Annotated in this window: 23 protein-coding genes and 1 tRNA gene; 10 read left to right on the plus strand and 14 right to left on the minus strand. The window is 67.5% G+C overall.

Annotation, left to right across the window (positions count from 1 at the left end; all coding sequences use genetic code 11):
* The first annotated feature begins 36 nt into the window (after positions 1-36).
* From glmU to artA, 3 genes are all read left to right on the plus strand, one after another.
* The gene (gene glmU / locus HUG10_RS14685) at positions 37-1,233 is read left to right on the plus strand and encodes a bifunctional sugar-1-phosphate nucleotidylyltransferase/acetyltransferase (protein ID WP_179170285.1); all 1,197 of its coding nucleotides are present in this window, start codon (positions 37-39) and stop codon (positions 1,231-1,233) included.
* 449 nt (positions 1,234-1,682) lie between these two features.
* Positions 1,683-3,872, plus strand: a complete 2,190-nt coding sequence (locus tag HUG10_RS14690) for a BGTF surface domain-containing protein (protein WP_179171099.1) — start codon at positions 1,683-1,685, stop codon at positions 3,870-3,872.
* Positions 3,873-4,022: 150 nt separating this feature from the next.
* Positions 4,023-5,054, plus strand: a complete 1,032-nt coding sequence (gene artA / locus HUG10_RS14695) for an archaeosortase A (RefSeq protein ID WP_179170286.1) — start codon at positions 4,023-4,025, stop codon at positions 5,052-5,054.
* A 24-nt stretch (positions 5,055-5,078) separates the two neighbouring features.
* On the opposite strand, the gene dph5 is transcribed toward artA, so the two are convergent.
* The 7 genes from dph5 to btuC all read right to left on the minus strand — a co-directional run bounded on the left by dph5 (position 5,079) and on the right by btuC (position 10,984).
* Complete coding sequence (gene dph5, locus HUG10_RS14700; protein ID WP_179170287.1) at positions 5,079-5,888, minus strand: diphthine synthase; 810 nt, start codon at positions 5,886-5,888, stop codon at positions 5,079-5,081.
* 14 nt (positions 5,889-5,902) lie between these two features.
* Positions 5,903-5,975: transfer RNA gene (locus tag HUG10_RS14705), tRNA-Thr, on the minus strand.
* A 67-nt stretch (positions 5,976-6,042) separates the two neighbouring features.
* A complete protein-coding gene (locus tag HUG10_RS14710; RefSeq protein WP_179170288.1) occupies positions 6,043-7,026 on the minus strand; it encodes a class I SAM-dependent methyltransferase in 984 nt (327 codons plus the stop codon).
* 133 nt (positions 7,027-7,159) lie between these two features.
* Complete coding sequence (locus HUG10_RS14715) at positions 7,160-8,239, minus strand: inorganic phosphate transporter (RefSeq protein ID WP_179170289.1); 1,080 nt, start codon at positions 8,237-8,239, stop codon at positions 7,160-7,162.
* Entirely contained in the window at positions 8,239-8,871 is a 633-nt protein-coding gene (locus HUG10_RS14720; RefSeq protein WP_179170290.1) for a hypothetical protein, read from the minus strand. Before HUG10_RS14720 ends, HUG10_RS14715 begins: the two co-directional genes overlap by 1 nt.
* 239 nt (positions 8,872-9,110) lie before the next feature.
* On the minus strand, positions 9,111-9,890 hold the full coding sequence (locus HUG10_RS14725; protein ID WP_179170291.1) for a heme ABC transporter ATP-binding protein: 780 nt from the start codon (positions 9,888-9,890) through the stop codon (positions 9,111-9,113).
* Positions 9,887-10,984, minus strand: a complete 1,098-nt coding sequence (gene btuC / locus HUG10_RS14730) for a vitamin B12 ABC transporter permease BtuC (RefSeq protein ID WP_179170292.1) — start codon at positions 10,982-10,984, stop codon at positions 9,887-9,889. The genes HUG10_RS14725 and btuC overlap by 4 nt, the downstream gene beginning before the upstream one ends.
* Before the next feature lie 58 nt (positions 10,985-11,042).
* Here btuC and HUG10_RS14735 point away from each other — a divergent pair, with 58 nt between their 5' ends.
* The 5 genes from HUG10_RS14735 to HUG10_RS14755 all read left to right on the plus strand — a co-directional run bounded on the left by HUG10_RS14735 (position 11,043) and on the right by HUG10_RS14755 (position 14,019).
* Positions 11,043-12,251: a PGF-CTERM-anchored ABC transporter substrate-binding protein gene (locus tag HUG10_RS14735; RefSeq protein WP_246310154.1), complete on the plus strand. Its 1,209-nt coding sequence runs from the start codon at positions 11,043-11,045 to the stop codon at positions 12,249-12,251.
* Positions 12,252-12,295: 44 nt separating this feature from the next.
* A complete protein-coding gene (locus tag HUG10_RS14740) occupies positions 12,296-12,742 on the plus strand; it encodes an SHOCT domain-containing protein (protein ID WP_179170294.1) in 447 nt (148 codons plus the stop codon).
* Between the two features lie 339 nt (positions 12,743-13,081).
* On the plus strand, positions 13,082-13,384 hold the full coding sequence (locus HUG10_RS14745; protein ID WP_218780603.1) for a hypothetical protein: 303 nt from the start codon (positions 13,082-13,084) through the stop codon (positions 13,382-13,384).
* Between the two features lie 123 nt (positions 13,385-13,507).
* Positions 13,508-13,789, plus strand: coding sequence for a signal recognition particle subunit SRP19 (gene srp19 / locus HUG10_RS14750; RefSeq protein WP_179170295.1), 282 nt, complete (start codon positions 13,508-13,510; stop codon positions 13,787-13,789).
* Positions 13,789-14,019 (plus strand): H/ACA ribonucleoprotein complex subunit GAR1, encoded by a 231-nt coding sequence (locus HUG10_RS14755; protein WP_179170296.1) that lies wholly within the window; start codon positions 13,789-13,791, stop codon positions 14,017-14,019. The genes srp19 and HUG10_RS14755 overlap by 1 nt, the downstream gene beginning before the upstream one ends.
* Before the next feature lie 146 nt (positions 14,020-14,165).
* Here HUG10_RS14755 and HUG10_RS14760 read toward each other — a convergent pair whose 3' ends face one another.
* Positions 14,166-14,591 carry a hypothetical protein gene (locus tag HUG10_RS14760; RefSeq protein WP_179170297.1) on the minus strand — a complete coding sequence of 142 codons (426 nt, stop codon included), beginning with the start codon at positions 14,589-14,591 and terminating at the stop codon, positions 14,166-14,168.
* Between the two features lie 141 nt (positions 14,592-14,732).
* On the opposite strand from HUG10_RS14760, the gene gatB reads away from it, so the two are divergent.
* The gene (gene gatB, locus HUG10_RS14765) at positions 14,733-16,250 is read left to right on the plus strand and encodes an Asp-tRNA(Asn)/Glu-tRNA(Gln) amidotransferase subunit GatB (protein WP_179170298.1); all 1,518 of its coding nucleotides are present in this window, start codon (positions 14,733-14,735) and stop codon (positions 16,248-16,250) included.
* Between the two features lie 134 nt (positions 16,251-16,384).
* Here the strand turns inward: gatB and HUG10_RS14770 are convergent, their stop codons facing one another.
* Both HUG10_RS14770 and HUG10_RS14775 read right to left on the minus strand, forming a co-directional pair.
* Positions 16,385-17,107, minus strand: coding sequence for a 3-keto-5-aminohexanoate cleavage protein (locus HUG10_RS14770; RefSeq protein ID WP_179170299.1), 723 nt, complete (start codon positions 17,105-17,107; stop codon positions 16,385-16,387).
* Positions 17,108-17,287: 180 nt separating this feature from the next.
* Positions 17,288-18,688, minus strand: a complete 1,401-nt coding sequence (locus tag HUG10_RS14775; protein WP_179171100.1) for an MATE family efflux transporter — start codon at positions 18,686-18,688, stop codon at positions 17,288-17,290.
* A 1,083-nt stretch (positions 18,689-19,771) separates the two neighbouring features.
* On the opposite strand from HUG10_RS14775, the gene HUG10_RS14780 reads away from it, so the two are divergent.
* Positions 19,772-21,115, plus strand: a complete 1,344-nt coding sequence (locus HUG10_RS14780) for a M20/M25/M40 family metallo-hydrolase (protein WP_179170300.1) — start codon at positions 19,772-19,774, stop codon at positions 21,113-21,115.
* Between the two features lie 27 nt (positions 21,116-21,142).
* On the opposite strand, the gene HUG10_RS14785 is transcribed toward HUG10_RS14780, so the two are convergent.
* Genes HUG10_RS14785 through HUG10_RS14800 form a run of 4 tightly spaced genes read right to left on the minus strand, consistent with a single transcriptional unit; the run spans position 21,143 to position 24,113 of the window.
* Positions 21,143-21,952, minus strand: coding sequence for a hypothetical protein (locus HUG10_RS14785; protein ID WP_179170301.1), 810 nt, complete (start codon positions 21,950-21,952; stop codon positions 21,143-21,145).
* Positions 21,949-22,773, minus strand: coding sequence for a hypothetical protein (locus tag HUG10_RS14790; protein ID WP_179170302.1), 825 nt, complete (start codon positions 22,771-22,773; stop codon positions 21,949-21,951). The genes HUG10_RS14785 and HUG10_RS14790 overlap by 4 nt, the downstream gene beginning before the upstream one ends.
* Before the next feature lie 48 nt (positions 22,774-22,821).
* A complete protein-coding gene (locus HUG10_RS14795) occupies positions 22,822-23,220 on the minus strand; it encodes a hypothetical protein (protein ID WP_179170303.1) in 399 nt (132 codons plus the stop codon).
* Positions 23,217-24,113, minus strand: coding sequence for a hypothetical protein (locus HUG10_RS14800; RefSeq protein ID WP_179170304.1), 897 nt, complete (start codon positions 24,111-24,113; stop codon positions 23,217-23,219). The genes HUG10_RS14795 and HUG10_RS14800 overlap by 4 nt, the downstream gene beginning before the upstream one ends.
* Between the last annotated feature and the right edge of the window lie 137 nt (positions 24,114-24,250).

The raw sequence follows: 24,250 nt of genomic DNA on the forward strand, positions 1-24,250 counted from the left end.
AAAACCGATTTCCCGCCGCCCCCCGCGGTAGCGTTTATGCAGACTGTCCTGCTCGCGGCGGGCGAAGGCACGCGAATGCGGCCGCTGACCGCACGACGCCCGAAGCCCATGCTCCCGGTCGCCGACCGGCCGCTCGCAGCCCACGCCGCGGAGTCCGCGGTCTCGGCCGGCGCCTCGCGGCTCGTGCTGGTCGTCGGCTACGAGTCCGAACCGGTGCGCGAGTACTTCGGCGACGAGTTCGCCGGCGTCCCCGTCGAGTACGCGGAACAGACCGACCAGCGGGGCACCGCCGACGCGGTCCGCGCCGCGTCGTCGCAGCTCGACGACGGGCCGTTCGCGGTCCTCAACGGCGACGCGCTGTACGACGAACGCTCGCTCTCGACGCTGTACGACGCGGCGCCCGCGGTGGGCTCCTATCGGGTCGAGAACCCCGAGAACTACGGCGTGCTCTACACCGAATCTCGGGGCGGCGACACGTTCGCCACGGGCGTCATCGAGAAGCCCGCCGACCCGCCATCGGACCTCATCAACACCGGCGCGTACGTCTTCCCGGCCGAGGCGCAGGCGTGGCTCGACGTCGGCGAGAGCGAGCGCGGGGAGCTCGAACTGACGGATGTTCTCACGCGCGCGTGCGAGGAGAGCGACGTCCGGGCCGTCCCGTTCGACCGCTGGCTCGACGTCGGGCGGCCGTGGGAACTCCTTGAGGCGAACGAGTGGAAGCTCGGCGAGCTGGAGCGGGAACTGCTCGGCGACATCCACGCGGACGCGGACATTCGTGGTTCGGTCGTGGTCGAGGAGGGTGCGGAGATCGACGCCGGCGTGGTCATCGAGGGACCCGCGCTGATTCGGTCGGGCGCGACCGTCGGGCCGAACGCGTACATCCGGGGGGCGACGATGCTCGGCGATGGCGCGAAGGTGGGCCACGCGGTCGAGGTGAAGAACAGCCTCCTGATGGCTGGCGCGACGGTCGGCCACCTCTCGTACGTCGGCGACAGCGTGCTCGGGCGCGACGTGAACTTCGGCGCGGGGACGAACGTCGCGAACCTGAGGCACGACGACGAGCCGGTGCGCGTGCGCGTCAAGGGCGAGTCGACCTCGACGGGTCGCCGGAAGTTCGGCGTCGTTTGTGGCGACGGGGTGAAGACGGGCATCGACACGAACCTGAACGCCGGCGTCGTGCTGAGCGGGGGCGCGTCGACGACGCCCGGCGAGTCGGTGCTGCGGGATCGGTAGCGCTCGGCGGCCGTCGGCAGTCGACGTGGCATCCCTTTTGGTCGGCTTACTCGGCTTTTCCTCGACGTACGATAGGCTTGTCGAGCGGGCGAGCCCGTGTACGCTCATCGTACTAACTCCGACAGCGCGCGAAGATGTAGGGGTCTAAATCGGGTCGATGACCGACGGTCGTCCGACGCCTGTACGCCGAACCTATTTCTTTCTCGCCGGAAATATGCACAAAGTACTTGTACTGCGGTGCGGCGAGAACCGCTCACGCGCCCGAATTCGGGTGTGTGAAGCGTTGTCCCGACTCACAGTTCACCACAAGAGATTTATAACGGGCGGTGTTCGTTTTGGCTACCCCTACCCATGGTGACACCAGGTAGTACCCCCGGCCAAGTCCGCTTCGCGGGCGCACTGGTCGAGGCGGGGCGAACGCTGACGTCGCCGACCGATAGCAACCAACCATGACAAACACAAACGACAAGATCCGCGCGCTGTTCCTGACGGCGCTTATGGTATTCAGCGTCTTCGCTGGTACCGTGGCGCTCACCGGGACGACCGCGGCACAGGAAGCAGCGGGCAATAGCTCGTTCTCCCACAACGGGATTGTCTTCCAAGGCGAAGACGCTGTATGGGACTATGAAGCAAGCGATGACAGTACTGGATCTGGGGACTACCAGCTCTATGAGGATAGAGGGGAGGACGCAGCCCCGGTCCGGCAGCTGCAAGAAGATGATGACGGTACAATCACGGTAAAAACTGGTAGCCTCGAAGCGGGCACGACCTACTTCATCTCGGACCAGGGTGCTGACACGGCTGACGTCAGGTTCACTATTCGTGAGCAGGACTTCAGTACCTCGTTCGATAATGATGAAGTCGGCAATCAGGGATCGACCACTGTCGACCTTGAAGTTGCATCCGAAAACCGCGTCGAGGACTACACCGTGGAAGTCACGGCTGACGACCTCGATGACTCAGATCTCATGACCATCTTCGGTGACGATGCGTGGAACGCTGCCAACGCAGACGTCGACGGTGACGACGACGCCGACGACGATGACGGTATCGAAGTCACCGTCAGCGGGACCGAAGACAACCCGACCGAATTCAACGACATCGACGCAGGCAACTACACCTTCAACTTCGAAGTGGCCGACACGTCGGCTGAGGCCTCGGATTCCATCGTGGTCAACGACGTGGCAGAGGGTGAGACGTCCTTCGCTGAGGACAGTTCGCTCGAAGTTGCACAGGGTGGTGTTGCGAACATCACTATCGACCTCAGTGGGGCCGCCACTGATGGCACTCTCGTGATTGGTGAGGAGGACTCCGACGGGTACCAGGCCAGTGTCGAATTCACCGACGAAGATGACGACGGCCAGGTTTCCATCCTCTTCAACAGCTACGCAGCAGGCGATGGAGACCCTGATACGGACGTCTTCACCGTTGCTAGCGACGATGAGATTGCAAACTCGGACGAGTCCGGGGCCCTGAGCTCGATTCTCGCCACGGGCGAGTACACGATTGCGACGAGCACCAGCACCGACGCGTCCGTCGATTCGGACACAACCGGCGCTGAGGAAACGCTCGAATCGCCGGAAGACATCAGTTCGATCTTCATCGAGGAGCGGTCCACGGACGAAATGTCGACGTGGACGGCCCCCGAGGACGTTGACTTCGACGCTGACGAGGACGGCGATACCACCGAAGAAGACCTCAACTCGCTTGTTGAGGACGGCGTCCTGACCGAGGACGACACCGTCGCTCTCGGCGACTACGTCGTTTTCCAGGTCAGTGCGACTGGTCTTGACGGACTCGTTGACGCTGAGGGAAGTCTTCAGAACGCAATCGATAATGGTCTGAGCCTTACGATCGAGCAGACCAACCCGGTTCAGAACCGCGATCCCAAGACGCTTGACGTATCGTCGGGCGATGTCACTGTCGTCGAAGGTGACGGTGCCTACTACCTCGCGATCGACGTCGAAGGCGCCGACTTCGAGCGTGGTGACGATACTGGACTTAATGCCGAAGATGGTGACGAGTTCGAGAGCGAGTTCACGGTCAACGACCAGTGGCTCCTCGGCCTAGACGACGATGAGGCAGGTGACGAGGACAACTACGAGTCGGTCAACTCGACCTTCGCGGTCGAGGATGCGGAGACCGAACTCGACAGCGACCCGGTCGAAGTCACTGCCTCGGAGAACCAGTCCATCTCCGGCACGACGAACCTCGCACCCGGCACCGAGCTGACGATCCGCGTCCGCTCCTCGGGTGACACGCAGCCGCGGTTCTTCAACACGAAGGACGTGACCGTCCAGTCGGACGGCACGTTCTCTGGCGAGTTCGACTTCAGCGAGCAGGCTGAGGGCGACACGTTCAACGTAAACGTCCGCCATGCCGGTTCCACTGTGGTCGACAACGTTGAAGGTAACGTCGTCGAGTCCACGGACACGGCAACGCCGACGGATAACGGCACGGTGACCACGACGGGCACCGGTACGCCGGCGACGGACGAGCCGACGGACGAGCCGACGGACGAGCCGACGGACGAGCCGACGGACGAGCCGACGACGACGACCACGACGCCCGGCTTCACTGCCGTGCTCGCGCTCGTCGCGCTCATCGGCGCCGCGCTGCTCGCGACCCGTCGCGACTAACTCCAACCACGACTGACCGGCGTTACCGGTCACACGTCCGCTTCGCGCGGACTCATTCTTTCGACGCACTACCTCGAGTAGCGACGGCGTACCCCGTCACCCAACTCGGACAAGACAAGGGCTTTACCGGACCGTCACCTCCCGTCACGCATGCAGAGCGCCGTCGACACCGCCCTCGACGCCCTCCTCGCGGCGCCGAACGCCTACACGGACGCGTTCGCGTGGCTGGTCGTCCTGACGTTCGTCGCCGGCGCCGGGATCGAGTGGGCGGTCCGAACGGACAGACTCCAGTCATCGTTCGACCGGGCGGCTCGCGGCGTCGTCGCCGGCGCGTGGGGGCTGTTCGCGGCGTTCTGGCTCGTCCTGTTCCCGCACTTCGCGTTCGGACAGAAGAGCTACGTCGAGGGCCTGCTCGCCCTGCTCGCGGTACCGGCGTGTCTCTACGTGGCGAAACTCCTCTGGGAGGGTCGCGACTCGCTGTTCGTGCTCTCCCGGGCCGTCGCCGGAATGGGGATGGTGTACCTCCCGTTCGAGACCATTCCCAGCATCTCCCTGTTCGGCGCCACATTCCCCGCCCCGAAGGAGGTGCTCATCCGGACGGTGACCGTCCAGACGGGCTTTCTCATCCGCCTCCTGGGGTACGATCCCGAACTCGTCCGGGGGCCGGAACTGGGCTACTGGAACGCCTTCCAGTTCACCACCGCGGAGGGGCACACGCTCCTGTTCGAGATCGTGCTCGCGTGCACCGGCCTCGGCAGCATGGCCATCTTCGTCGGCCTGATCGCGGCCGTCCGCGCGCCGGTGGCCCGGAAGCTCCGCGCGCTGGCGGTGTCGATCCCGGTCATCTGGGGGCTGAACCTCGTCCGCACGACGTTCATCGGCGTCACCTTCGGCAACCAGTACCTCCAGGTGTTCGTCGACGAGGTGCTGTTCCTCTTCGGCTCCTCGGACCCGCACATGGTGTCGTTCTTCCTCTCGGACCGGGTGATCAGCCAGGTGCTCGCGGTCGTCGCGCTCGTCGGCGTCACCTACCTCGTTGTGCGCGAACTGCCCGAACTGCTCACCGTCATCGAGGACGTGCTGTACCTCGCCACAAACGAGGAGTACGACCTGCGGGGGTCGCTGGACCTGCCGGGCGACCGCCCGGACAGTCCCGGCGGGTCGAAGTCGGGACGACTGTAGTCCGTCTCCCGTCTCGAACCCGGCTCAGAACTCGGGGAGGACGCCGGCCGGACAGCCCGCGAGCGTCGCCAGCGCCTCGGCTTCGAGGTGGTGGACGTCGCCCGGCACCACGAGCATGTGGAGTGGAGCACCGAAGTCACGCTCGGCGAGCGCGGCGAGCGTGTCGGCAGCGACGACGGGGTCCGGACTGCCCGCCCGCGCGACCGCGACGCCGAGTACCTCCGAGTCCCAGTCCTCGGCGAGCATCCCCGCGGCCTCGCTCGCCGTCATGAACTCGTCCGGCTCACCCTCGGCGGGGCCGGCGGGGGAGGACCCCGCGACCTTGATGTCGAGGTAGACGAGGGTGTGGAGGCCGCGCTCCCGGTTGTCCTCGATGGCGTCCACGACGCTCGCGGGGACGCCGTCGGCGCCGTGGGCGTACGGGAACGGGAGCGTCACGGCCTTCCCGAAGCGGTAGTTCTGGAGGCCGGTGAGCGAGGAGGCTGCCGACTGTGCGGTGACGCCGTGGATCACTCGGGTGTCGATGCCGCGTTCGACCGCCCGCATCCGGAGGTCGACGTGCGTCGTCGAGATCATCGTGTCGCCGGCGGTGAGGAAGGCGACGTCGCTCGACTCGGCCGCGTCGAGGATCGGCTCGGGGTGCTGCTCGACGCCCGCCCTGTCGCGCACCTCAACGTCGACGGCGTGGTACGCCTCCAGCTCGCCGACCGTCGCCCCGACGAGTCGACTGGTGTAGAACTCCGCGAAGACGCGGTCGGCGGCCCGAAGCGCGTCCTGGCCCTCGACGGTGACCGAGCGCTCGTCGTAGAGGCCGAGACCGATGAAGGTGAGCATAGGAGGAAAACGGAAGCCGGTGGAGGGATTTGAACCCTCGGCCTATTCCTTACGAAGGAATCGCTCTGCCAGCTGAGCTACACCGGCGCTCGCATTCGGTATACCGGCATGACGGAAATAAGGATTCCGAAAGCGGCGCGCCCGTGGGCCGACGTCACACCCGGGTCAATCGGACGTCGAGACAGACGTTCACCTCGTGGGGCGCGTACGACCGGACGACCCGCTCGGTCTCGACGGTCACCTCGTACTCGTCGCCTGCGACCGCGCGGACCGCACGCTCGCCCGGCCCGAACGGGTCGTCCTCGTGCTGGATGTCGTACAGGTGGAGAACGCAGTCGTCGCCCGCGAGGGTGACCGCCGTGTCGAGGAACTCGTTCGCGGAGTGGGGGAGGTTCATCACCACGCGGTCGGCCCAGCCGTCGTACTCCGCGGCGACCTCGCGGACGTCCCCCTCGATCGCGGTGAGGTTCTCCGAAACGCCGTTCCGTCTCGCGTTTTCCCGGAGGTACTCGACGGCACGCGGATTCACGTCGCAGGCGACGACCTCCGCGCCGCGGACGGCCATCGGGATCGCGAACGGGCCGACGCCCGCGAACATGTCGAAGGCGCGCTCGCCCGCCGCCACCTGCTCGACGACGCGGTGGCGTTCGGTGGCGAGTCGGGGCGAGAAGTACACCTCCGCGATGTCGAGGAGGAACTCGTGGCCGTACTCGCGGTGGACCGTCTCGGTGCCGTCCCCGGCGAGCACCTCCCAGTCGCGGATCCGGTACTCTCCCCGGACCTTCGAGGCGCGGTTCACGACCGTCTCGCACGGGAAATCCGACTCCATGATCGCATCGGCGACCCGCCTCGCCTCGGCGGGGTCGTCCTCGTCGACGATCGCGATGTCGCCCAGGCGCTCGTAACTCGGCTCGTACCCCAGGATCTCGTCGGGGGTCACCTGTCCGGTGCGTTCGGCGGCCACGCGCTCGACGACCTCGTACTCGGCGGGGACCGTGTCGGCGTCGGTGACCGGGATGAAGATGTCGCCGTCCTCGACCGAGATCTCCCGGTCGCCGTCCAGTAGGGCGGCCTCGGCGAGGCGCTGGCGGGTCGCCTCGCCGGACTCGACGGGGACCCTGACGCACGGGACGCGCATGATTCGTCTCGCCGACGGGCGGCGAAAGGGCTACCGGTTCGTGAGTTCGGGGCTGGTTCGGATGGGGAGGCGGACGAATCTCACGGCCTTGGGTGTGGAGGTCGGCCGGGAGCCGCCTCGGAGCGAACTCAGCTCAGAACCCGAATATCGGGACGAACCGGAAGGTGAGGTACGCGCCGAGCGTCGCGATCGCCGGCACGACGTTCTGCATCAGGACGATCCGGACGGTCGTCGCGGGGTTGAACAGGTCGGTCGCGGTGGGGACGTCCGAGGAGCCGGTCATCGGCCGGGTCGCCCGGCCCCAGCCGAGCCCGATGATCGACATCGTCGCGATGACGACGAAGCTCGCGGGGATGCCGAGCGCCGAGAGGAAGACGACGAGCGTGGAACTGACCGACGCGACGACGATCGCGGCCGTCAGCGGCAGTTCCGTGATGTCGCTCCCCATCGTCTCCAGGGTCCGGCGAGCGATCGTGAACGCGCCGATCGTGACGGCGACGCCGCCGAAAATGATCGCCGGGTTCATCGCCAGTTCCCCGCTCCCGACCAGCGGCGCGACGGCGTTGGCGATGTTCGAGGTCCCGGAGCTGAACGCCATCAGACAGCCGATCGCGACGACGGTGATCGTCCCGGCCAACTCCCGACGGTTGGTCGTCCGATGGACGCGCGGGATCGGCACCGCGCCCGAGCGATCGACGTCGAACAGCGGACCTTCGCTGCGCTCCATCGCGACCACGCGGTTGAGCCGCGCGTAGAAGTACCGGCCGATGATCAGCGACACCCAGAAGCCGATGATCGGCGAGACGACCCACCAGGTGAGGATCTCGCCCATGACGGCGAAGTCCAGCACGCCACCGGCGAGCCCCAGCCCCGCGATCGCCCCGACGGCGGTCATCGAGGTCGAGGCCGGCACGCCGAAGATGTTCCCGACGAGGAGCGCGACGCCGATGAAGAAGAGGACCGCGATGGACGATTCGAGCGTGAACACGCCGGTGTCGACGACCAGTTCCGTTCCGAGTTTCGTCACGACGTTCCGGCCGATGGTCCAGGCGCCGATGAAGAAGAACACGCCCATCAGCCCCGCCGCGACCGTCTTCGAGATCGCGTCCGCGCCGACGGCCGGGCCGAACGCCGGGCCCGTCGTCGAGCCGCCGATGTTGTACGCGACGAACATCGCGACGAGGACGCCGACGACGAGCAGGAGTTCGACCATCAGTTGCCCCCGGTCTGGGTGTCGGAGCCCTCCTCGTCCTCCTTCACGTCTTCCTCCTCGGCCGCCTCCAACTGCTCTTCCAGCGTCTGTTCGACGGTTTCTTCGACCGTCTCACCGACCTTCTCCTCGACGGTTTCGTCGACCGTCTTTTCGACCGTTTCGCCGACGGTTTTCTCGACCGTCTCGCCGACAGTCTTCTCGACCGTCTCGCCGACAGTCTTCTCGACCGTCTCGTTGACTTTCTCCTCGACCGCTTCACCGACGGTTTCCTCGACGGTTTCACTGACGGTCTCGTCGACCGTCTTCTCTACCGTCTCCCCGACTGTCTTCTCGACGGTCTCGCCGACCGTCTCCTCGACCGTCTCCCCCACCGTCTTCTCCACCGTCTCACCGACCTTCTCCTCGACCGTCTCGTCGACGGTCTCCTCGACCGTCTCCTTGACCGCCGTCGTCATCCAGTCCGGGTCGAACCGGGCCATCTTCCAGACGACGTGGATGATGTACGAGATGAGGACGCCGAACCCGAACGCCAGCCCGATGGCGTTGCCGGCGATCATGATCAGGCCCACCGAGATCGCGATCAGCAGGCCGTACGTGAGGTCGACGATCGAGTCGACGCGGCTCGGATTCACTGTTCTCCCGGGGTGTTCTCGGGCCACTCGGTTGTGAGAGCGTTTCGCTGCCCACCAGATGATAGAGAATACACGTCTACCCGTCTAGAGTAACTCTCCGCTCAAGTACCTTGGCAAAGATGGCCGAAATCAGGCTGTAGGGTGCCACTTCTCCGCGCATCCCGGCTACGGTTCGGTGCTCCTCGTCGGCCCGTATTCGGCCGAACACCCCCGTCGTCCAACGATCGCCGGACGAACAGCTACTCGTCCTCGTCCGAGAGCGCGGTGACGAGCGGCGCGTCGACGGCCGGGTCGCGGTTCAGCGCCGTCCGCACGCCGAACGCCTCCGCGAGCGCGTCGTCGGCGAGCACCGCCTCGGGCGACCCGGTCGCGCGGACCTCGCCGTCGGCGAGGAGCACCAGTCGATCGCAGAAGCGCGCCGCGAGGTTGAGGTCGTGGATGGCCGCGAGCGCGGCCTTCCCGTCCGCGACGGCCTCTGCGACGAGCCCGAACGTCCGGAGCTGGTGGTTGATGTCGAGGCTCGCGGTCGGCTCGTCGAGCAGGAGCGCGGGCGTCTGCTGGGCGAGCGCACGGGCGAACAGCAGCCGCTGGCGCTCCCCGCCCGAGAGCGTCGTCACGGCCCTGTCCGCGAACTCGGCGACCTGCGCGCGTTCCATCGCCTCTCGGACGGCCTCGCGGTCCGCGCTGGTCGTCCGGCCGAACCGCGAGACGTACGGCGTTCGGCCCATCTCAACGGCCTGCTCGACGGTGAACTCGAACGAGAGGCCGGTGTCCTGCGGGACGGTCGCGACGAGCCGGGCGACCTCGCGGGCGGACAGCTCCGCGACGTCCGCGCCGTCGATCTCGACGGTCCCCGAATCGGGCGCGAGCGTCCCGTTGAGCGCCCGGAGGAGCGTCGTCTTGCCCGCGCCGTTCGGACCGACCAGCCCCACGAGTTCGCCCGCGTCGACCGAGACGGAGACGCCCTCGAGCACCGACTCGCCGCCGAGGGCGACGTGGAGGTCGCGCGCCCGGATCACAGCTCGTACACCTCCCGCTTCCTGAGGAGGTAGAGGAAGAACGGCGCGCCCGCGGCCGCGGTGACGATGCCGACCGGAACCTCCGCGGCGCCCGCCCGAGCGACCGTGTCGGCGGCGACGAGGAACGTCCCGCCGGCGAGCGCGCTGGTCGGCAGGAGGATGCGGTGGTCCGGCCCGACGACGAGCCGGAGGACGTGGGGGACGACGAGCCCGACGAAGCCGATGACGCCCGAGACGGCCACGGCGACGGCGGTGAGCACCGCCGAGACGGCGAGCAGCGACCGCTTGCTCCGCTCGACGTTCACGCCGAGCGCGCCCGCGTCGCCCTCGCCGAGCAGGAGGACGTTCAGGTCGCGCGCGTAGGTGAAGAGGACGAGCACGAGGACGGGGACGAGCAGGGCCACCGAGCCCACGTCGCCCCAGGTGGCGTTGTCGAGGTGGCCCATGAGCCAGTAGACGACTCGGCGCATCGACTCGCCCGAGCGCAGTAGCATGAACGAGACGACCGCACCGAGGAACGTCTGGACGGCGACGCCCGCGAGCAGCAGCGTCGCGACCGGCGTCCGGCCGTCGCGGGTGGCGACGAGGTAGACGCCGAAGCCGGCCGCGAGCGCCCCGACGAACGCCGCGCCGCGGAGGCCGATGCCGAACGGGAGCGCCAGCGGGGCGACGATGGCGAAGACGGCGCCGACGGCGGCGCCGGAGGAGACGCCGACGATGGAGGGGTCGGCCATCGGATTGCGGAAGAACCCCTGCATCACGGTGCCGGCGGCCGCGAGCGCGACGCCGACGAACGCACCGAGGACGATGCGGGGGAGGCGGACCTTCATCACGATGGCCTCGTGGGTCGAGGAGACGGGGAACGCGAACGGGTGGACGTAGCGGACGTCCATTCCGGTGCCGACGAGGCCGGCGTCGGCCGCGCCGGCGACGCGCTCGACGCTGACCGGCACCGCGACGTTGTTCGCGATCGCGGCCAGGACGGTTCGGGCGGGGATGGGGACCGGACCGACGCCGGCGCTCACGGTGACGACGGCCAACAGCGTGGCGAGAAGCGCCGCCGACCAGGCGCCCGTCCGGGCCCACACGCGCATGGATGAAAGGGGACTTGCTTTAGATAAATATTTATTGCTCTCCACGTTCCCGTTCGGTGTGCGACGATACACAGCGATCCTTCTGGCGACCGCCCTCGTGCTCTCGGGGGCGGTCCCGGCCGTCGCCGCCGGGGCCTCCGCCCCGACGGCTTCCGACGGGGTGGCGGGCGTGGACGCCCCGGCCGTCGGTGGCGACGCCCGGGCGGTCGACGGACAGTTCCGGACGAACGGACAGGCGGCCTCCTGCGAGTTCCCGTTCACCGCGACGGACGCGACGGGGACCGAGGTCACCCTCGAGGAACGGCCCGAGCGCGTGACGACGCTCAACCCCAGCGCCGCCCAGACGATGTGGGAGATCGGCGGGAAGGAGCAGGTCGTCGGCCTCACGCAGTACGCGCTGTACCTCGACGGCGCCGACTCGCGGACTAACGTCTCCGCGTCCGGCATGGGCGTGAGCGTGGAGGCGGTCGTCGGGACGAACCCGGACCTCGTGCTTGCGCCGAACGCCAGCTCCCCGGAGACCGTGTCGGCCCTCCGCGAGGCGGGCGTCACCGTGTTCCACTTCGCGGAGGCGACGAACGTCACCGACGTGCGGACGAAGACGACGCTCATCGGCCAGCTCACGGGCAACTGTCGGGGCGCCGCCGAGGCGAACGCGTGGATGGACGCGAACGTCGAGGCCGCCGGGACGGCGACCGCCGACGCCGAGCGCCCCACCGCGCTCTACCCGCTCGGCGGCGGGTACGTCGCGAACACCGGCACGTTCATCTCCGCGATGATCGAGGCCGCGGGCGCGGAGAACGCGGCCGGCCAGCGGGAGTTCTCGACGACCTACCCGCAGGTGAGCGACGAGGTCGTCCTCGAACTCTCGCCCGACTACCTCGTGCTCACGGACTCCACGACCTACCTCACCGAGCAGGAGCCCTACGCGAGCCTCGACGCCGTGCGGGAGAACAACACGGTGATGGTAGAGACGAATTACCTGAACCAGCCCGCGCCGCGCTCGGTCGTCTACGCGGTGCGGAACCTCACCGAGGGGTTCCACCCAGAGGCGGCCGCGAACGCCGAGTTCGTCGCACGGAGTGAGGTGAGCGTCGAGACCGCCTCGTCGACGGCGAGTCCGACGCCCGACGGGGAGACCGGCGACGCGACCGCCGAACCGACCGAGGAGCCGACCACGACCGACACGACCGCCGCCGGCTTCGGCGCGGCCGTCGCCACGCTGGCCCTGCTCGCGAGCGCGCTGCTCGCGCGACGCGGCCGGTAGCGGAGCCGCCCCGTTTTATACTGGACCTCCGCGCTCTAGGCCGTATGGCCGAGACACCTCGCGAGCGCCTCCGGGAGAACGCGACCGAGATCGCCGGGACGGTGGTGACCGGACTCTGGCTCGCAGCGCTGTTCACCGGGCAGAGCTGGTGGCTCGCCGCGCTCCTGATCGGCTACGTCGTCGTCGTTCCGCTCGTCGCGCTCCTCTTCGGCGACGAGGACGACGTCACAGAGTGGTGGGACGACGGGTGGGACGACCTCTGGTCGTGGGGCGACACGGAGTCGGACGAGCCGACCCGGACCGCCGACTCGGACCGCCCGAACAACCGCGACGCGCTGGCGACGCTCAGGGAGCGGTACGCGCGCGGGGAGCTCACGGACGAGCAGTTCGAGCGGAAGCTCGAGCGACTCCTCGATTCCGAGTCGCTCGAGGACGTCGAGGACAGGGCACACAGTAGGGAGCGAGGCATGCGCGAGCGCGAGCGTTCGTAGCTCCCTTGGTGCGGGGTTCAGCTCCCCCGCATCAACTCTCGGCCGGTGTGGCCGGGTACCGCCCAGAACCGGCCATGTTCGGCGAGTAAGCAGGGATTTTCGGCTGCTCTTGTACTCGACTGGGGTCGATTCTCGGACATGGACGATTATGACGTTCATCCCGTTTTCCGCCCGTCTCCTGGCCGTTCGTTAGCCATTCTCACGCCGAGGTAGGGTGATCGTAGGTCCTTCACGATAGAAACTACTCGATAACGAGTAAGGCTTTTCAACACCCCTCGTCTCCGTTCTAGTGATGAACGACATTACCTCCAAGAAAGCCCCTCCAACCGCGGGTGAACGATGATGTGGCAGGACCTGATCTTCCTCTGTGGCAGCGTCTTCTCGCTCCTCGTGCTCGTGCCGACCCTCCGCGACTCGATGGCGAACATCCCCCTCGGAACCTCCCTCCCGTCGGCGACGATCGGTATCATCTACGGGACGACGTTCTTCACCCTCGGGATGACGATGTCGGCCGTCGGGTCGCTCCTCACCGGCATCATGTGGAGCGTCATCGCGCTCCTCCGATCGCCCCACCCTCTCGACCACGTGTTCGATGCGGAGGACGAGGCGACGCCCCGTGCTGCACCCCCGAACGCCGACTGAAGCCGAGTAGACGCCGATCGCACGACGACCGATCGACCGGATCGACGCGTCCGTCCCTCCGTTCCCGGACTCGACGCCGAGGTCGATAGCACCCTTTTTCCGCCCGGCGCGCGCCCCTCCGGTATGGTCGAGAACGTCCTCTGGCCCGCGTACTTCGACGCGGCGCTCACCCGCGCGGAGGGGCGGCGCGTCTCCGAGGAGCAGGCAGTCGCGGAGCCGACGGTGGACGAGATCGCGAGGGCGGTCCAGCAGGTCGGCTACGACGCGACGATCGAACGGGACAAGACGTACTCGCGGGAGTACGAGGAGCGCGGGCGCGTGCTCGTCTCGGGCACCGAGGACACCGCGAAGAACGACCTCGTGCAGGCCGTCGCCGCCTACATCGGCATCCTCAGGGGCGAGTGATGCGCCGGGTCGGCGAGGTGGTCCGGACCGCCCAGGGGCTCGCCGTGCTGCGCGTGCCCGACGGGGAGGACCCCGCGGACATCGGCACGATGGTGCTCGACGACTCGCTCACGACCGTCGGGCGCGTGGTCGACGTGTTCGGACCCGTGACGCATCCGTACGTCGCGGTGACGCCGAAGGACTCGACGGCGCTCGCGGAGCTGCTCGGGCAGTCCCTGTACGCGCGCTGAATTTCTCCGATTCGCACCGCTGTCTGTCGGTTTCGCTCCACTTCGAACGGACGATCGGTTTCGGTGGAGGGGGCGCTGATCGCACCGCGGGTGAAAGGGCCTCGGCCGTGCCGTCACGCCCGCCCAGAAATCCGCCGGTGACGCGGTCAGTCCTCCAGGTCGATCCCCTCCCGGAACTCCTCGAACGCGTGGTCCAGCTCCCGCTGGATCGCATCCCGTTCCGCTGCGGAGAGCTCGCGCTTCTCCTGTGCGGCCAGTATCCCTCGCGCGATCATCTCGTCGTTCATCCGCATCGACGGTCCGGCGAAGTTCGTCGAGAGGTCCTGTCGGTCCCGCGCCATCTGGTTCCAGACGCCGCCCTCCGTGTAGAGGTACGTGAACACGAGCGTCCCGACGCTGATGACGGCGATGAGCGGCCAGGCGTACTCGCCGTGGCCGTACTGTCGGAGCGTGAGCGTCGCGGTCGAGATGCCGGTGAGCCCGAGCATGGCCAGCCGGATCATCCCGGAGACGCCGTCGACCCTGGCCAGCCAGCGGGCCGCGAGCTTGACCCACCACCGTGTCGCAGTCATGGATTCACCCGACGAAGGCGTGCCGCCCGTAAATACTGTCCGTCGTCGTCCCGCCATCGCCCCGCCGTCGTGAGGGCGACGACGCACGCGCCGGAAATCCGCTCCGTTAGCCTTTACCTCCGGCGACCCAATCCGTCGGTAATGGCACGAGCAGCCGAGCGGGCCGACCTCGAACCCGTCATCGGGCTGGAGGTCCACGTCCAGCTCGAGACGGACACGAAGGTCTTCTGTGGATGCTCGACCGAGCCCGCGGAGGACGAGGCCCCGAACACGCGCGTCTGCCCCGTCTGTCTGGGGCTCCCCGGTTCCCTCCCTGTCCTCAACGAGGCCGCCGTCGAGGCCGCCGTCAAGGTTGGGAAGGCCCTCGAGGCCGACATCCCCGAGGAGACCCGCTTCCACCGGAAGAACTACTACTACCCCGACCTGCCGAAGAACTTCCAGATCACCCAGTACGACGCCCCCCTGTGTGCCGACGGTCGACTGGAGTTCTCGACCGAGGGCGAGCGCCGGACGGTGAACGTCCGCCGCGCCCACCTCGAGGAGGACCCCGGTAGCCTCCGGCACGTCCGCGAGGGAACCGAGTCGATCGACGTCCGCACCACTTCGGTCGACCGCGCCGACTACACGCTGATCGACTACAACCGCGCCGGCACGCCGCTGATGGAAGTCGTCACCGAACCTGACTTCCGCGACCCGGGCGAGGTCCGCGCCTTCCTCGAGAAACTGGAGGAGGTGCTGGAGTACCTCGGCGTGTTCGACGCCTCGCGCGACGGCAGCCTCCGCATCGACGCGAACCTCTCGATGGTCCCCGCCGACGAGATCGACGAGGACGGCACCATCGCCGAATCGACCCTCGAGTCCGCGAACCGGACCGAGGTGAAGAACATCTCCAGCCACAGGGGGGCCGAGAAGGCGCTCTCGTACGAGGAGAGCCGCCAGCGCCGGCTCATCCAGTCGGGCGGCGCCGTCGAACAGGAGACGCGCCACTTCAACGAGACCCACGGCAACACCGTCTCGATGCGCTCGAAGGAGGCGGAGAAGGACTACCGCTACTTCGCCGAGGCGGACCTCCCCCCGCTGCAGGTGTCGGGCTGGAAGGAGGAGATCCCCATCCCCGAACTCCCGGACGCCCGGCGCGCCCGCTTCCGCGAGGAGTACGGCCTCGACGCGGAGGCCGCCTCGAAGCTCACCTCGCGCAAGGCGGTCGCCGACTTCTACGAGGAGGTCGCCGCCGAGTTCGACCCGGACCTCGCCGCGACGTGGGTCGCCGACAACCTGCTCGGCGAACTCAACTACCGCGACATGGCCGTCGAGGACGTGACCGACCGCCTCGACGAGTTCACGCGCCTGGTCGAACTCGTCGCCGAGGACGAGGTGACGACCAAGAACGCCGAGGAGACGGTGCTGCGAACGATGCTCGACGAGGGGCTCGACCCCGACGAGGTGATCGAGCGGGAGGGCCTCGGCAAGGCCGACGACGACCAGGTCACCGACGCCGTCGACGCGGCGATCGAGGACAACCCCGACGCCGTCGAGGACTACCACGGCGGCGACGAGGGCGCGGTCAACTTCCTCGTGGGCCAGGTGATGGCCGCGACCGGCGGGTCGGCGGACCCCGGAACGGTGAACCAGTTGCTCCGCGAACGGCTGGACGACTAACGCCCCGTCGAACCCCCCGATTCGGGGATACTCTCCCGTGAAAGAGACGCTTGGTGGATCTGCGTATTGACTACTGCCAAGCACTACTCGGTTTCTCGTCTCTGGCGGCTCCTGATCCTGTGAACGAACACCTCCTAATCGAGCAACGACGCCGCGGCTGCAACCAGTTCCCCGTTGTCTTTGGCTGGACGACCGTCAGGAAGGGCCGTCGTATCCTCCAGCCCGGTACGGATCCCGTGACCGCGTGCTACCGCGCGTCGATTGACCGCCCATGAGGCGATGCCGTCGCCGTGATGGACCTGCTCGAGCTGGATGCCGCCGTCGTCGACCGTCCGCTCGATCGACTCGGCGAGAGCGACGGCGTCATCGGGGTCGGGGTCCAGTGGCTCGACCATCACACGTTCGCAACGTGGTGCGACTCCCGACGTGACGAAAGCGTGCGCGTCGTCCAGCGATAAGAGGCCCGCCTCGATGCCGATACCACGCTCGACGAGTAGCTCGCAGAGGTCGTGAATCCCCTTCTCGCCCTGATTGGCCGTCACGAGGTCCGGGAGCTCCGTCCAGGCCGCGATGAGTTCGTATCGTCGCTCTGGGTCGGGCTCGATACCTGCTGAAGTACTGAGTGAAATCGGAACCTCGGGACAAGCATTGCGGACTGCGCGCAACGCTTCGGCACACGGCTCCGCTGCGAGCGTTTGGCGGTCGTTCTCGTCGTACGGGTGAAGATGGAGCGATTCGGCCCCGGCAGCGACTGCAGCGTGTGCCTCCACGGCAAGCTCTTCCGGCGTATGGGGAGCCGCGGGATGCTCACGACCTCCGTTCAGTGCCGCCTGCAACAAGGTACCGCTATTCGGCATACCGAATCTCTATCGTGTCGGATCAGATTAGCAGTTTCGCAGCACGTTTCGGTCTTATCTGATCGCTACCTCATCTCCACTACCCGTTGAGGTGCCGAACTGTTCACTCTCCCGGAGTTACAACGGAGCCGGGCTAACCGCCCGCGTGGGGCTCGATGGCCTGCTTCCCGTTGCCAGTTGTCAATCGTCGCCGGCCGTCGGCGCGTCCCGCTCGATGATGCCCTCCTTCCAGGTCCCGCGCAGGAACCAGGCGACGCCGACGACGAACGAAGCGACCGCGCTCAGCGCGTAGGCCCACCAGAGCCCCACGACGCCGACGTCCATTCCCGAGACGACGCCGACGCCGGGGACGGTGACGGTCCAGGCGAACGCGAGCACCAGCGCCGTCGGGATGCGGAACAGCCACCGCGAGCACAGCGACAGCGCCATCGCGACCCGGGTGTCGCCGGCGCCGCGGAACGCCCCCTGAACGACCATCAGACCGCCGAAGAAGCCCCACGAGAGGGCGACCACCCGGAGGAACGTCACGCCCTCCGTGACGACGGCGGGGTCGCCGACGAACACCCGGATGGCGGTGGCGGGGAACCACCAGACGAGTCCGCCAGCCGCGAACAGCAGCGCCATCGTCGCGCCGGTCGCCGTGGCGGTCACCTGGCTGGCCCGTTCCGGCGTCTCCGCGCCGAGGTTCTGACCGACGCCCGTGGCGGTCGCCTGCCCGACGGCACCCGCTACCGTCCAGGAGACGGACATCAGCCGCACGCCGATGCCGTAGGCGGCCGTCGCGGCTGGGCCGAACCGGGCGACCAGCGCGGCCATCGCAACCGCGGCGAACGACCGCGCCCATCCGTCGAGCGTCGCGGGATAGCCGACGTCCACGAGCCGACGGAGCAGCTCCGGGTCGGGTCGGAGGTCGCGAACGTGGAGCCGGATCCCCCAATCGCCGCGCAGGAGGATGTACACGCCGACGCCGGCCGCGAGTCCCCGCGAGAGGAACGTCGCCACGGCGGCCCCGCGGGTGCCCAACGCAGGGAACACCCACCAGCCGAGCACGAGGAACGGGTCGAGGACGATGTTGAAGCCGGCTGAGACGGCCACGAGCCACATCGCCGTCTTGGTGTCGCCCGCGCCCTGGAGCGACGACCGGAACGCGAAGAAGAGGAACGTGAGCGGGAGCGTGAGGAAGATGACCTCGATGTACGCGAGCGACTGGACGAACACCTCGCCCCGCGCGCCGATCCACCGGAGGAGCGGTACGCGCCCGAGCAGCCCGACGACCATCAGAACGAGCGAGACGCCGATCGCGAGCAGCGTCGTCTGCCCGACGACCCTGTCGGCCGCCCGGTCCTCGCCCGCCCCGACGTGCTGGGAGACGAGCGCGATGGTCGCCGCGGTGAGCCCCATCGCCGTCGAGACGAACATCCACGACAGCGGGAACATCAGGGAGACGGCCGCGACCGCCTCCGGACTCACGCGTCCGACCCAGAACATGTCCGCGAGGTTGTACAGCGTCTGCAGCAGGTTCCCCAGGACGAGCGGCCACGCGAGTCTGAACAGCCGCGGGGGGATTGCGCCGGTCGTCATGTCGACGCGCGCGTCCTGGTTCGCCACGGGAATCCGCCTGAACCTCCGGTGTCGGCATCGGTAGCTCTTGCGAAGCCGGAAGCAGCCGGTCGAACCTCCATCGTGGCTCCGTCGGAAAATTTGATATAGCGAAATACGATTCACTAGCTCCGTTCCGGTAGCTCTCCTGGAAGCGTAAGACTAGGCCCGGATACGGCGTTTGAGGCGTCCAGAGCGCCGAAATCGGCATGTAATGGGGTCGATTAGTGGGAGGGGATTCGCTGGCTCCGCGTCGGCTCCCGATTTTCGTCGTCCGGAAAGGAGTCCCTCGGCTGCTGGAGCGATCCCGGACACCTGTTGGGTCCTACCGATCAACTCTCTTCGCAACTGTCCTCGAATGCAGGGTCAACTGAAAGGCGGGGACGCCCGGTCTGTTCGGTCGTTCGGACTGTTCTCGGCGGTCGGCGAATCGCAGGTGATACCTCTACGTTCTCCTGGGTGGTGGGTTCACAAGCTACCTCATCCCGGGTCCCGCCGATCCGAGACCCTCACGCGCGAAGAGTACTATCGAAGGAGCGTCCGCTACCGTCACGTGTTCGGAGTGACGCTGGATCCAACCGTCATGTTCCGTGGCTATTCCTTCGAGCTTGGGGCTCGATTTGGCCCCCGTTCTGGCAATCGTTCGGCCGTCCTCCAAATCGACTGTTCTCAGAGGATTCGCCCGCTCCTACTGATCGTGAGCCCCCACGACCCTCGGATTCCCCGGACTTCCGGAAGTCGATTCAGAGTACTGCAGCGAGAGAATCCATACTGCTTGCTTTGGGCCGATTCGCTGTCACGCGTGAGTGCCTCACACTCGACACTGTAAATCGAATAACGCGATACAAAACCTGTCCCGATGGACGAAGTCCCGGCCCGTCATCGGGCTTGAGAAACGCCGAAAATCGGATTCATAGTCGTTCTAAACGCTGTCTGCGCGTTGAAGGCGTATTTCCGCGATAGGACTGCCTGCTCGGCGAGGTAACGAGTCCCTACCACCGACTCATCTCCGGCACGACGCGCCGCCTGCACAACAGCGAAGCCCCCTCCGACGCCCGTATCCGCATGTGCGCGACCGACGCGGCAATCGACGATCGACTCGACGGCTACCGCGAGGCGCTGTTCGAACTCCTCCGTCTCCCGACCGTCAGCGCGACGGGCGAGGGAATGGAGGGGGGTGCCGACGCGGTGACGGACTTCTTCGGCGAGTTCGGCTTCGACGCCCGACGAATCGAGACCGACCACTACCCGCTCGTGTACGCCGAGCGACTCGCCGACCCCGACGCGCCGACGGTGCTGTTCTACGGCCACTACGACGTCCAACCAGCCGAGGACGCCGAAGCGTGGGACTCGCTGGCATTCGAGCCGACGGTCCGCGACGGCAGCATCTACGCCCGCGGCGCCGGCGACAACAAGGGCCAGTTCGCGTGCCACGCGTTCGCGGTGGACGCCCTCGACGGAGCCGGGGAACTGCCCGACGTGAACGTGAAGGTGCTCGTCGAGGGCGGCGAGGAGAGCGGCAGCCTGGGCCTTGCGGGGTACCTCGAAGGCGATGCCGCCGAGATCGCCGACGTGGACCTGGTGTACGTGGCGGACGGGCCCCAGCATCGCAGCGGCCGGCCGACGCTCCTCTACGGTAACCGCGGCATCCTCACCTTCCAGCTCGACCTCCGGACCGCGAACGCGGACCTCCACTCCGGCAACTTCGGCGGCCCGGTCCCGAACGCCGCGACCGAACTGACGGAGGTGCTCGCGTCGATGGTCTCCGGCGACGAGGTCACCGTCGACGGCTTCCACGACGATACTGAGGTGACTGACGCGGACCGCGAGCTGGTCGACCGACTCCCGGACGACGAGGACGCCATTCGCGAGGAACTCGGTCTCACTCACCTCGCGACCGGGAAGCCGTACTACGAACGCCTGTTGCTGGAGCCGGTCCTCAACGTCAACGGCCTCGACTCCGGCTACCAGGGTGAGGGAAGCAAGACGATCGTCCCCTGCGAGGCGACCGCGAAGTGCGACTGCCGGCTCGTCCCCGGACAGGACCCGGACAGGATCTTTGACCGGATCCGCGAGCACGTCGCGGCCGAACACCCGGACGTCGTCGTCACCAAGGGGACGACGTTCCCGCCCATGAAGACGCCCGTCGACGCGCCCGCCGCCGACCCGGTTCGCGAGGCGCTCGCCGCGGTGTGGGACGAGGAACCGGTCGAACTCCCGGTGCTCGGCGGCTCGCTCCCGGCCGCGTTCTTCCGGCGCGTCGAGGCGCTCGCCGACGTGCCGGTGCTCGTCGTCCCGTACGCGAACCCGGACCAGGCGAACCACTCGCCGAACGAGCACCTCGACCTGACCTGCTTCGAGAACGGGATTCGGACGACCGCGGCGGTCCTCGAACGGTTCGGGGACTGAGGCCCGAACCGCCGGAATCCCCCTCGATCAGTTCCGCTTGCGGCGGGGCATCGTCGACTTGCGACCGACGCCCTGCATGTCCGGACGGTTCGACGGCATCGAGGAGTACCGTCCCCGGCGGGAGCGGGACTTCCGGTCCGACTCGTCGTCCTCTTCTGGTTCCGCTTCGTCTTCGGCTTCCTCGGCTTCCTCGGCTTCTTCGGCTTCGTCATCGCCCGTGACGGCGTCCGCCGCCGCCTCCGTCTCGTCGGCCACGCTCTCGGCGGCGGTCTCAGAGAGTTGATTCGCCGCGTCCCGAAGCCTGTCGACGAACGACGCGGTTCCCCCGGATCGCTCGTCGTCCTCGGACTCGGCTTCGTCCCCGGGTTCCTCTGCTTCCTCGGTCTCGTCAGGTTCGGCGGTCGAACCGTCGTCTGTCGATTCCACGGTATCACCCACCCCGCTGTCGGCCGAAACGCCCTCGAACAGGTCCCGAAGCTGTTCGTGCCGCTCGTCGGACTCCAGGCCCTCCCACTCCTCCGCCAGATCCCGAAGCCCGAGTAATCGGTGGACGGTATCGACCTCCTCGTCGTCCGCCTGCCCCACGAGTTCCGGGAGGTCCGTGGGCTTCGGGTCGTCGGGCAGGTCCTCGAATCCGGCGGCCCGAAGCAACGTCTCGAAGTCGGCCTCCCGTGCCTCTTCCGCGAACTCCGCGAGCGCGTCGCCGACCGCATCCTCGTCCTCGGACGAGAGGCCCTCCCCCTCGTCGAGGAGCGGGACGATGCGGTCGGTCGCCTCCGCGAGGCGGTTCGCGAGTTCTGTGGCCCGGTCCTCCGGCTCCGAGGAGGGTTCCGTCAACCGCTCCCACCCTCCCCCCCGTCGGAGGATTCCGCCTCCTCGGTCTCGTCCTGGGCCTCCTGGGCTTCCTCCTCCGCGAACTGCTCGACGATGGCGTTGGTCATCTCCTCGCGCCCCAGGTTCGCCTTCACGTCGACAGACTTGGCGACCGACTGGAGGTCGGAGTAGGAGAGCACGTCGAGCAGTTCGCGGTACGTCTCGCGTTTGAGGTCGCCCGTGTCCCCCTGGAGCGCCTCCACGGCGTCGGAGCCCGCCCCTGTCGCGGTGTCGGCCGCCTCCCCCGCGGCGTCGGCCGCCTCCCCCGCGGCGTCGGCCGCGCCTCCGGCCGCATCGGTCGCCTGGTCGGCCACCCCTTCTGCCGTGTCGGTCGCCTGGTCGGCCGCGTCCTCGGCCGTCTCAGTCGCCTGGTCGGCGGCCTCTTCGGCGGTCTCCCCTGCGGTCTCAGCGGCGTCCTCCGCGGTCTCCTGGGCCTCCTCGCCACGCTCGGCGATCCCCTGAAGCGCGTCGCCGACGGCGTCCTGGAACTGTGGCTGTGAGAAGGTCCGACCGATGGCGACCACTAGCGCCCGAAGAACCCGGCCCGGAAGCGACAGTTCCCGGTCGGGGTCGCTGACGAACGGCAGCCAGTCCCGAACTCGCCGTGCGATCCGTCGACCGAGTTGCCGACCTGCCATGGCGCCGAGCGACTTACCCAGCGTGCGGCCGAGCGACTCGCCGTCCAGCTGGTCCTCGATGTCGCCGCCTGCCAGGAGGTCGCCGACGTCGGCCTGTTCGCGTACCTCCTCGACGATCGCCGCCTTCGGATCGGGCTCGTCACTCATCGACCGTCACCCGCCGTCGGCGGTTTCGGCCAGTGGGAAACGACATGCTCACTCCTCGTCGTCCTCGTCGGCCTCGTCTTCGTCCCCATCACCTTCCCCTTCTTCCTCGCCTTCCCCGCTTTCTTCCTCTTCGCCTTCTCCTTCCTCGCCTTCCTCCTCTTCGCCTTCACCTTCCTCCTCGTCGCCCGCCAGCGTCTCCGTCAGCGAAGCGACGATGAGCCCCCCCAGCCATGCGCCGAGGCTCCTCCCGAGGAAGGAGCCGATGCGGCCGCCGACGTACTCGGCCGTCGACTCCCCCTCCTGTGGCGATCCCTCGAGGGGCGTCCCTTCGAACACCTCCTCGAAGTCGATCCCCTTGACGGACTGGACGACGTCTAACTGCTCACCGTCGCCGTTCCCATCACCGCTTCCACCGTCGTCCCCGTTGCCGTCCTCGTTCTCGCTCATGTGCTGGACTCCCCGTCAGATTCGCTCGACTCCTCGGAGCCGTCGCCGAACAGCTCGGAGACGAACTCCTTCAGCACCTGGGTCAGGATGGCATTGATATCGATCTTCTCCAGCGCGTCACTGACTGGCCCCGAGACGGACTCCTTCGCGGAGGAGGCCCAATTGGACACGCCACCTCCGCCCTCACCTTCCTCGTCTTCACCCTCGCCGCCGGAGCCGCCGAGCAGATCTCCCAGGCCGGGCAGTCCGCCGAGGAGGCTGCCCAGCCCGCCGCCGGACATCGGCTTGAGCAGTCCCGCGACCCCGGAGAGGAGGTTGCCGAGCAGGTTGTTCTCCCCCTTCACCGCGTCCACGTCGAGGACCACCTCGTTCAGGTCGACCTCCAGGCCGAGCAGGTTGAGGAACAGCCCCTCGAGGTCGAGGTGGAGGACGGTCGCACGCTCCCCCTCCTCTTCAGCGCCTTCCTCACCTTCTTCTCCCTCCTCGGCGCCCTGCTCGCCTTCTTCCTCACCTTCAGCACCTTCTTCGCCTTCCTCCCCTTCCTCTTCGGTACCTTCCTCACCTTCTTCCTCTTCGGCACCCTGTTCGCCTTCTTCCTCCTCCTCGCCTTCCTCACCTTCTTCCTGGGCTGCCTCGTCCTCTCCCTCTTCCTCGCCTTCCTCCTCGGTATCCTCCTCACCCTCGTCGCCGCCTTCATCGCCCTCGTCCGCACCTTCGTCTTCCTCGTCGCCCTCGGCCTCCTCGTCCGTTCCGCCGTCGGTCACGAGGCGGTGATGGCGATTCGACGAGGGTCCTTCGTCCGACAGAACGCGCACTCCGTCTCGTGCCTCGACGCCTGCCGACTCCCGTGATTCGGGGTCGTCCTCCGACTCCTGACTGCTGGAAAATCGCATATCCGATATGTTCGGGAGAAACGTTGTAAGGGATTGGGCCTGTATACGCATGGTAGGGTCGTTCTGTCCCAACTGTAGGCCACTCCAGTCGGTCGATTCGCCGATCGACGAACGGTACCGGGTCCCCGTTATCCCCG

The sequence above is a fragment of the Halorarum halophilum genome (assembly GCF_013401515.1).
GTDB classification, from domain to species: Archaea; Halobacteriota; Halobacteria; order Halobacteriales; family Haloferacaceae; genus Halorarum; species Halorarum halophilum.

Bases quoted from the DNA above. Each gene is read 5' to 3' on its own strand.
- HUG10_RS14790 (WP_179170302.1), bottom strand. From the start codon at position 22,773: ATGAGTGACGAGCCCGATCCGAAGGCGGCGATCGTCGAGGAGGTACGC.
- HUG10_RS14710 (WP_179170288.1), bottom strand. From the start codon at position 7,026: ATGCGCGTCCCGTGCGTCAGGGTCCCCGTCGAGTCCGGCGAGGCGACC.
- dph5 (WP_179170287.1), bottom strand. From the start codon at position 5,888: ATGCTCACCTTCATCGGTCTCGGCCTCTACGACGAGCGCTCGGTCACC.
- HUG10_RS14795 (WP_179170303.1), bottom strand. From the start codon at position 23,220: ATGAGCGAGAACGAGGACGGCAACGGGGACGACGGTGGAAGCGGTGAT.
- HUG10_RS14800 (WP_179170304.1), bottom strand. From the start codon at position 24,113: ATGCGATTTTCCAGCAGTCAGGAGTCGGAGGACGACCCCGAATCACGG.
- HUG10_RS14770 (WP_179170299.1), bottom strand. From the start codon at position 17,107: ATGCCGAATAGCGGTACCTTGTTGCAGGCGGCACTGAACGGAGGTCGT.
- HUG10_RS14775 (WP_179171100.1), bottom strand. From the start codon at position 18,688: ATGACGACCGGCGCAATCCCCCCGCGGCTGTTCAGACTCGCGTGGCCG.
- HUG10_RS14715 (WP_179170289.1), bottom strand. From the start codon at position 8,239: ATGGTCGAACTCCTGCTCGTCGTCGGCGTCCTCGTCGCGATGTTCGTC.
- HUG10_RS14780 (WP_179170300.1), top strand. From the start codon at position 19,772: ATGTGCGCGACCGACGCGGCAATCGACGATCGACTCGACGGCTACCGC.
- srp19 (WP_179170295.1), top strand. From the start codon at position 13,508: ATGGTCGAGAACGTCCTCTGGCCCGCGTACTTCGACGCGGCGCTCACC.
- HUG10_RS14755 (WP_179170296.1), top strand. From the start codon at position 13,789: ATGCGCCGGGTCGGCGAGGTGGTCCGGACCGCCCAGGGGCTCGCCGTG.
- HUG10_RS14745 (WP_218780603.1), top strand. From the start codon at position 13,082: ATGATGTGGCAGGACCTGATCTTCCTCTGTGGCAGCGTCTTCTCGCTC.
- glmU (WP_179170285.1), top strand. From the start codon at position 37: ATGCAGACTGTCCTGCTCGCGGCGGGCGAAGGCACGCGAATGCGGCCG.
- HUG10_RS14760 (WP_179170297.1), bottom strand. From the start codon at position 14,591: ATGACTGCGACACGGTGGTGGGTCAAGCTCGCGGCCCGCTGGCTGGCC.
- HUG10_RS14740 (WP_179170294.1), top strand. From the start codon at position 12,296: ATGGCCGAGACACCTCGCGAGCGCCTCCGGGAGAACGCGACCGAGATC.
- HUG10_RS14690 (WP_179171099.1), top strand. From the start codon at position 1,683: ATGACAAACACAAACGACAAGATCCGCGCGCTGTTCCTGACGGCGCTT.
- gatB (WP_179170298.1), top strand. From the start codon at position 14,733: ATGGCACGAGCAGCCGAGCGGGCCGACCTCGAACCCGTCATCGGGCTG.
- artA (WP_179170286.1), top strand. From the start codon at position 4,023: ATGCAGAGCGCCGTCGACACCGCCCTCGACGCCCTCCTCGCGGCGCCG.
- btuC (WP_179170292.1), bottom strand. From the start codon at position 10,984: ATGCGCGTGTGGGCCCGGACGGGCGCCTGGTCGGCGGCGCTTCTCGCC.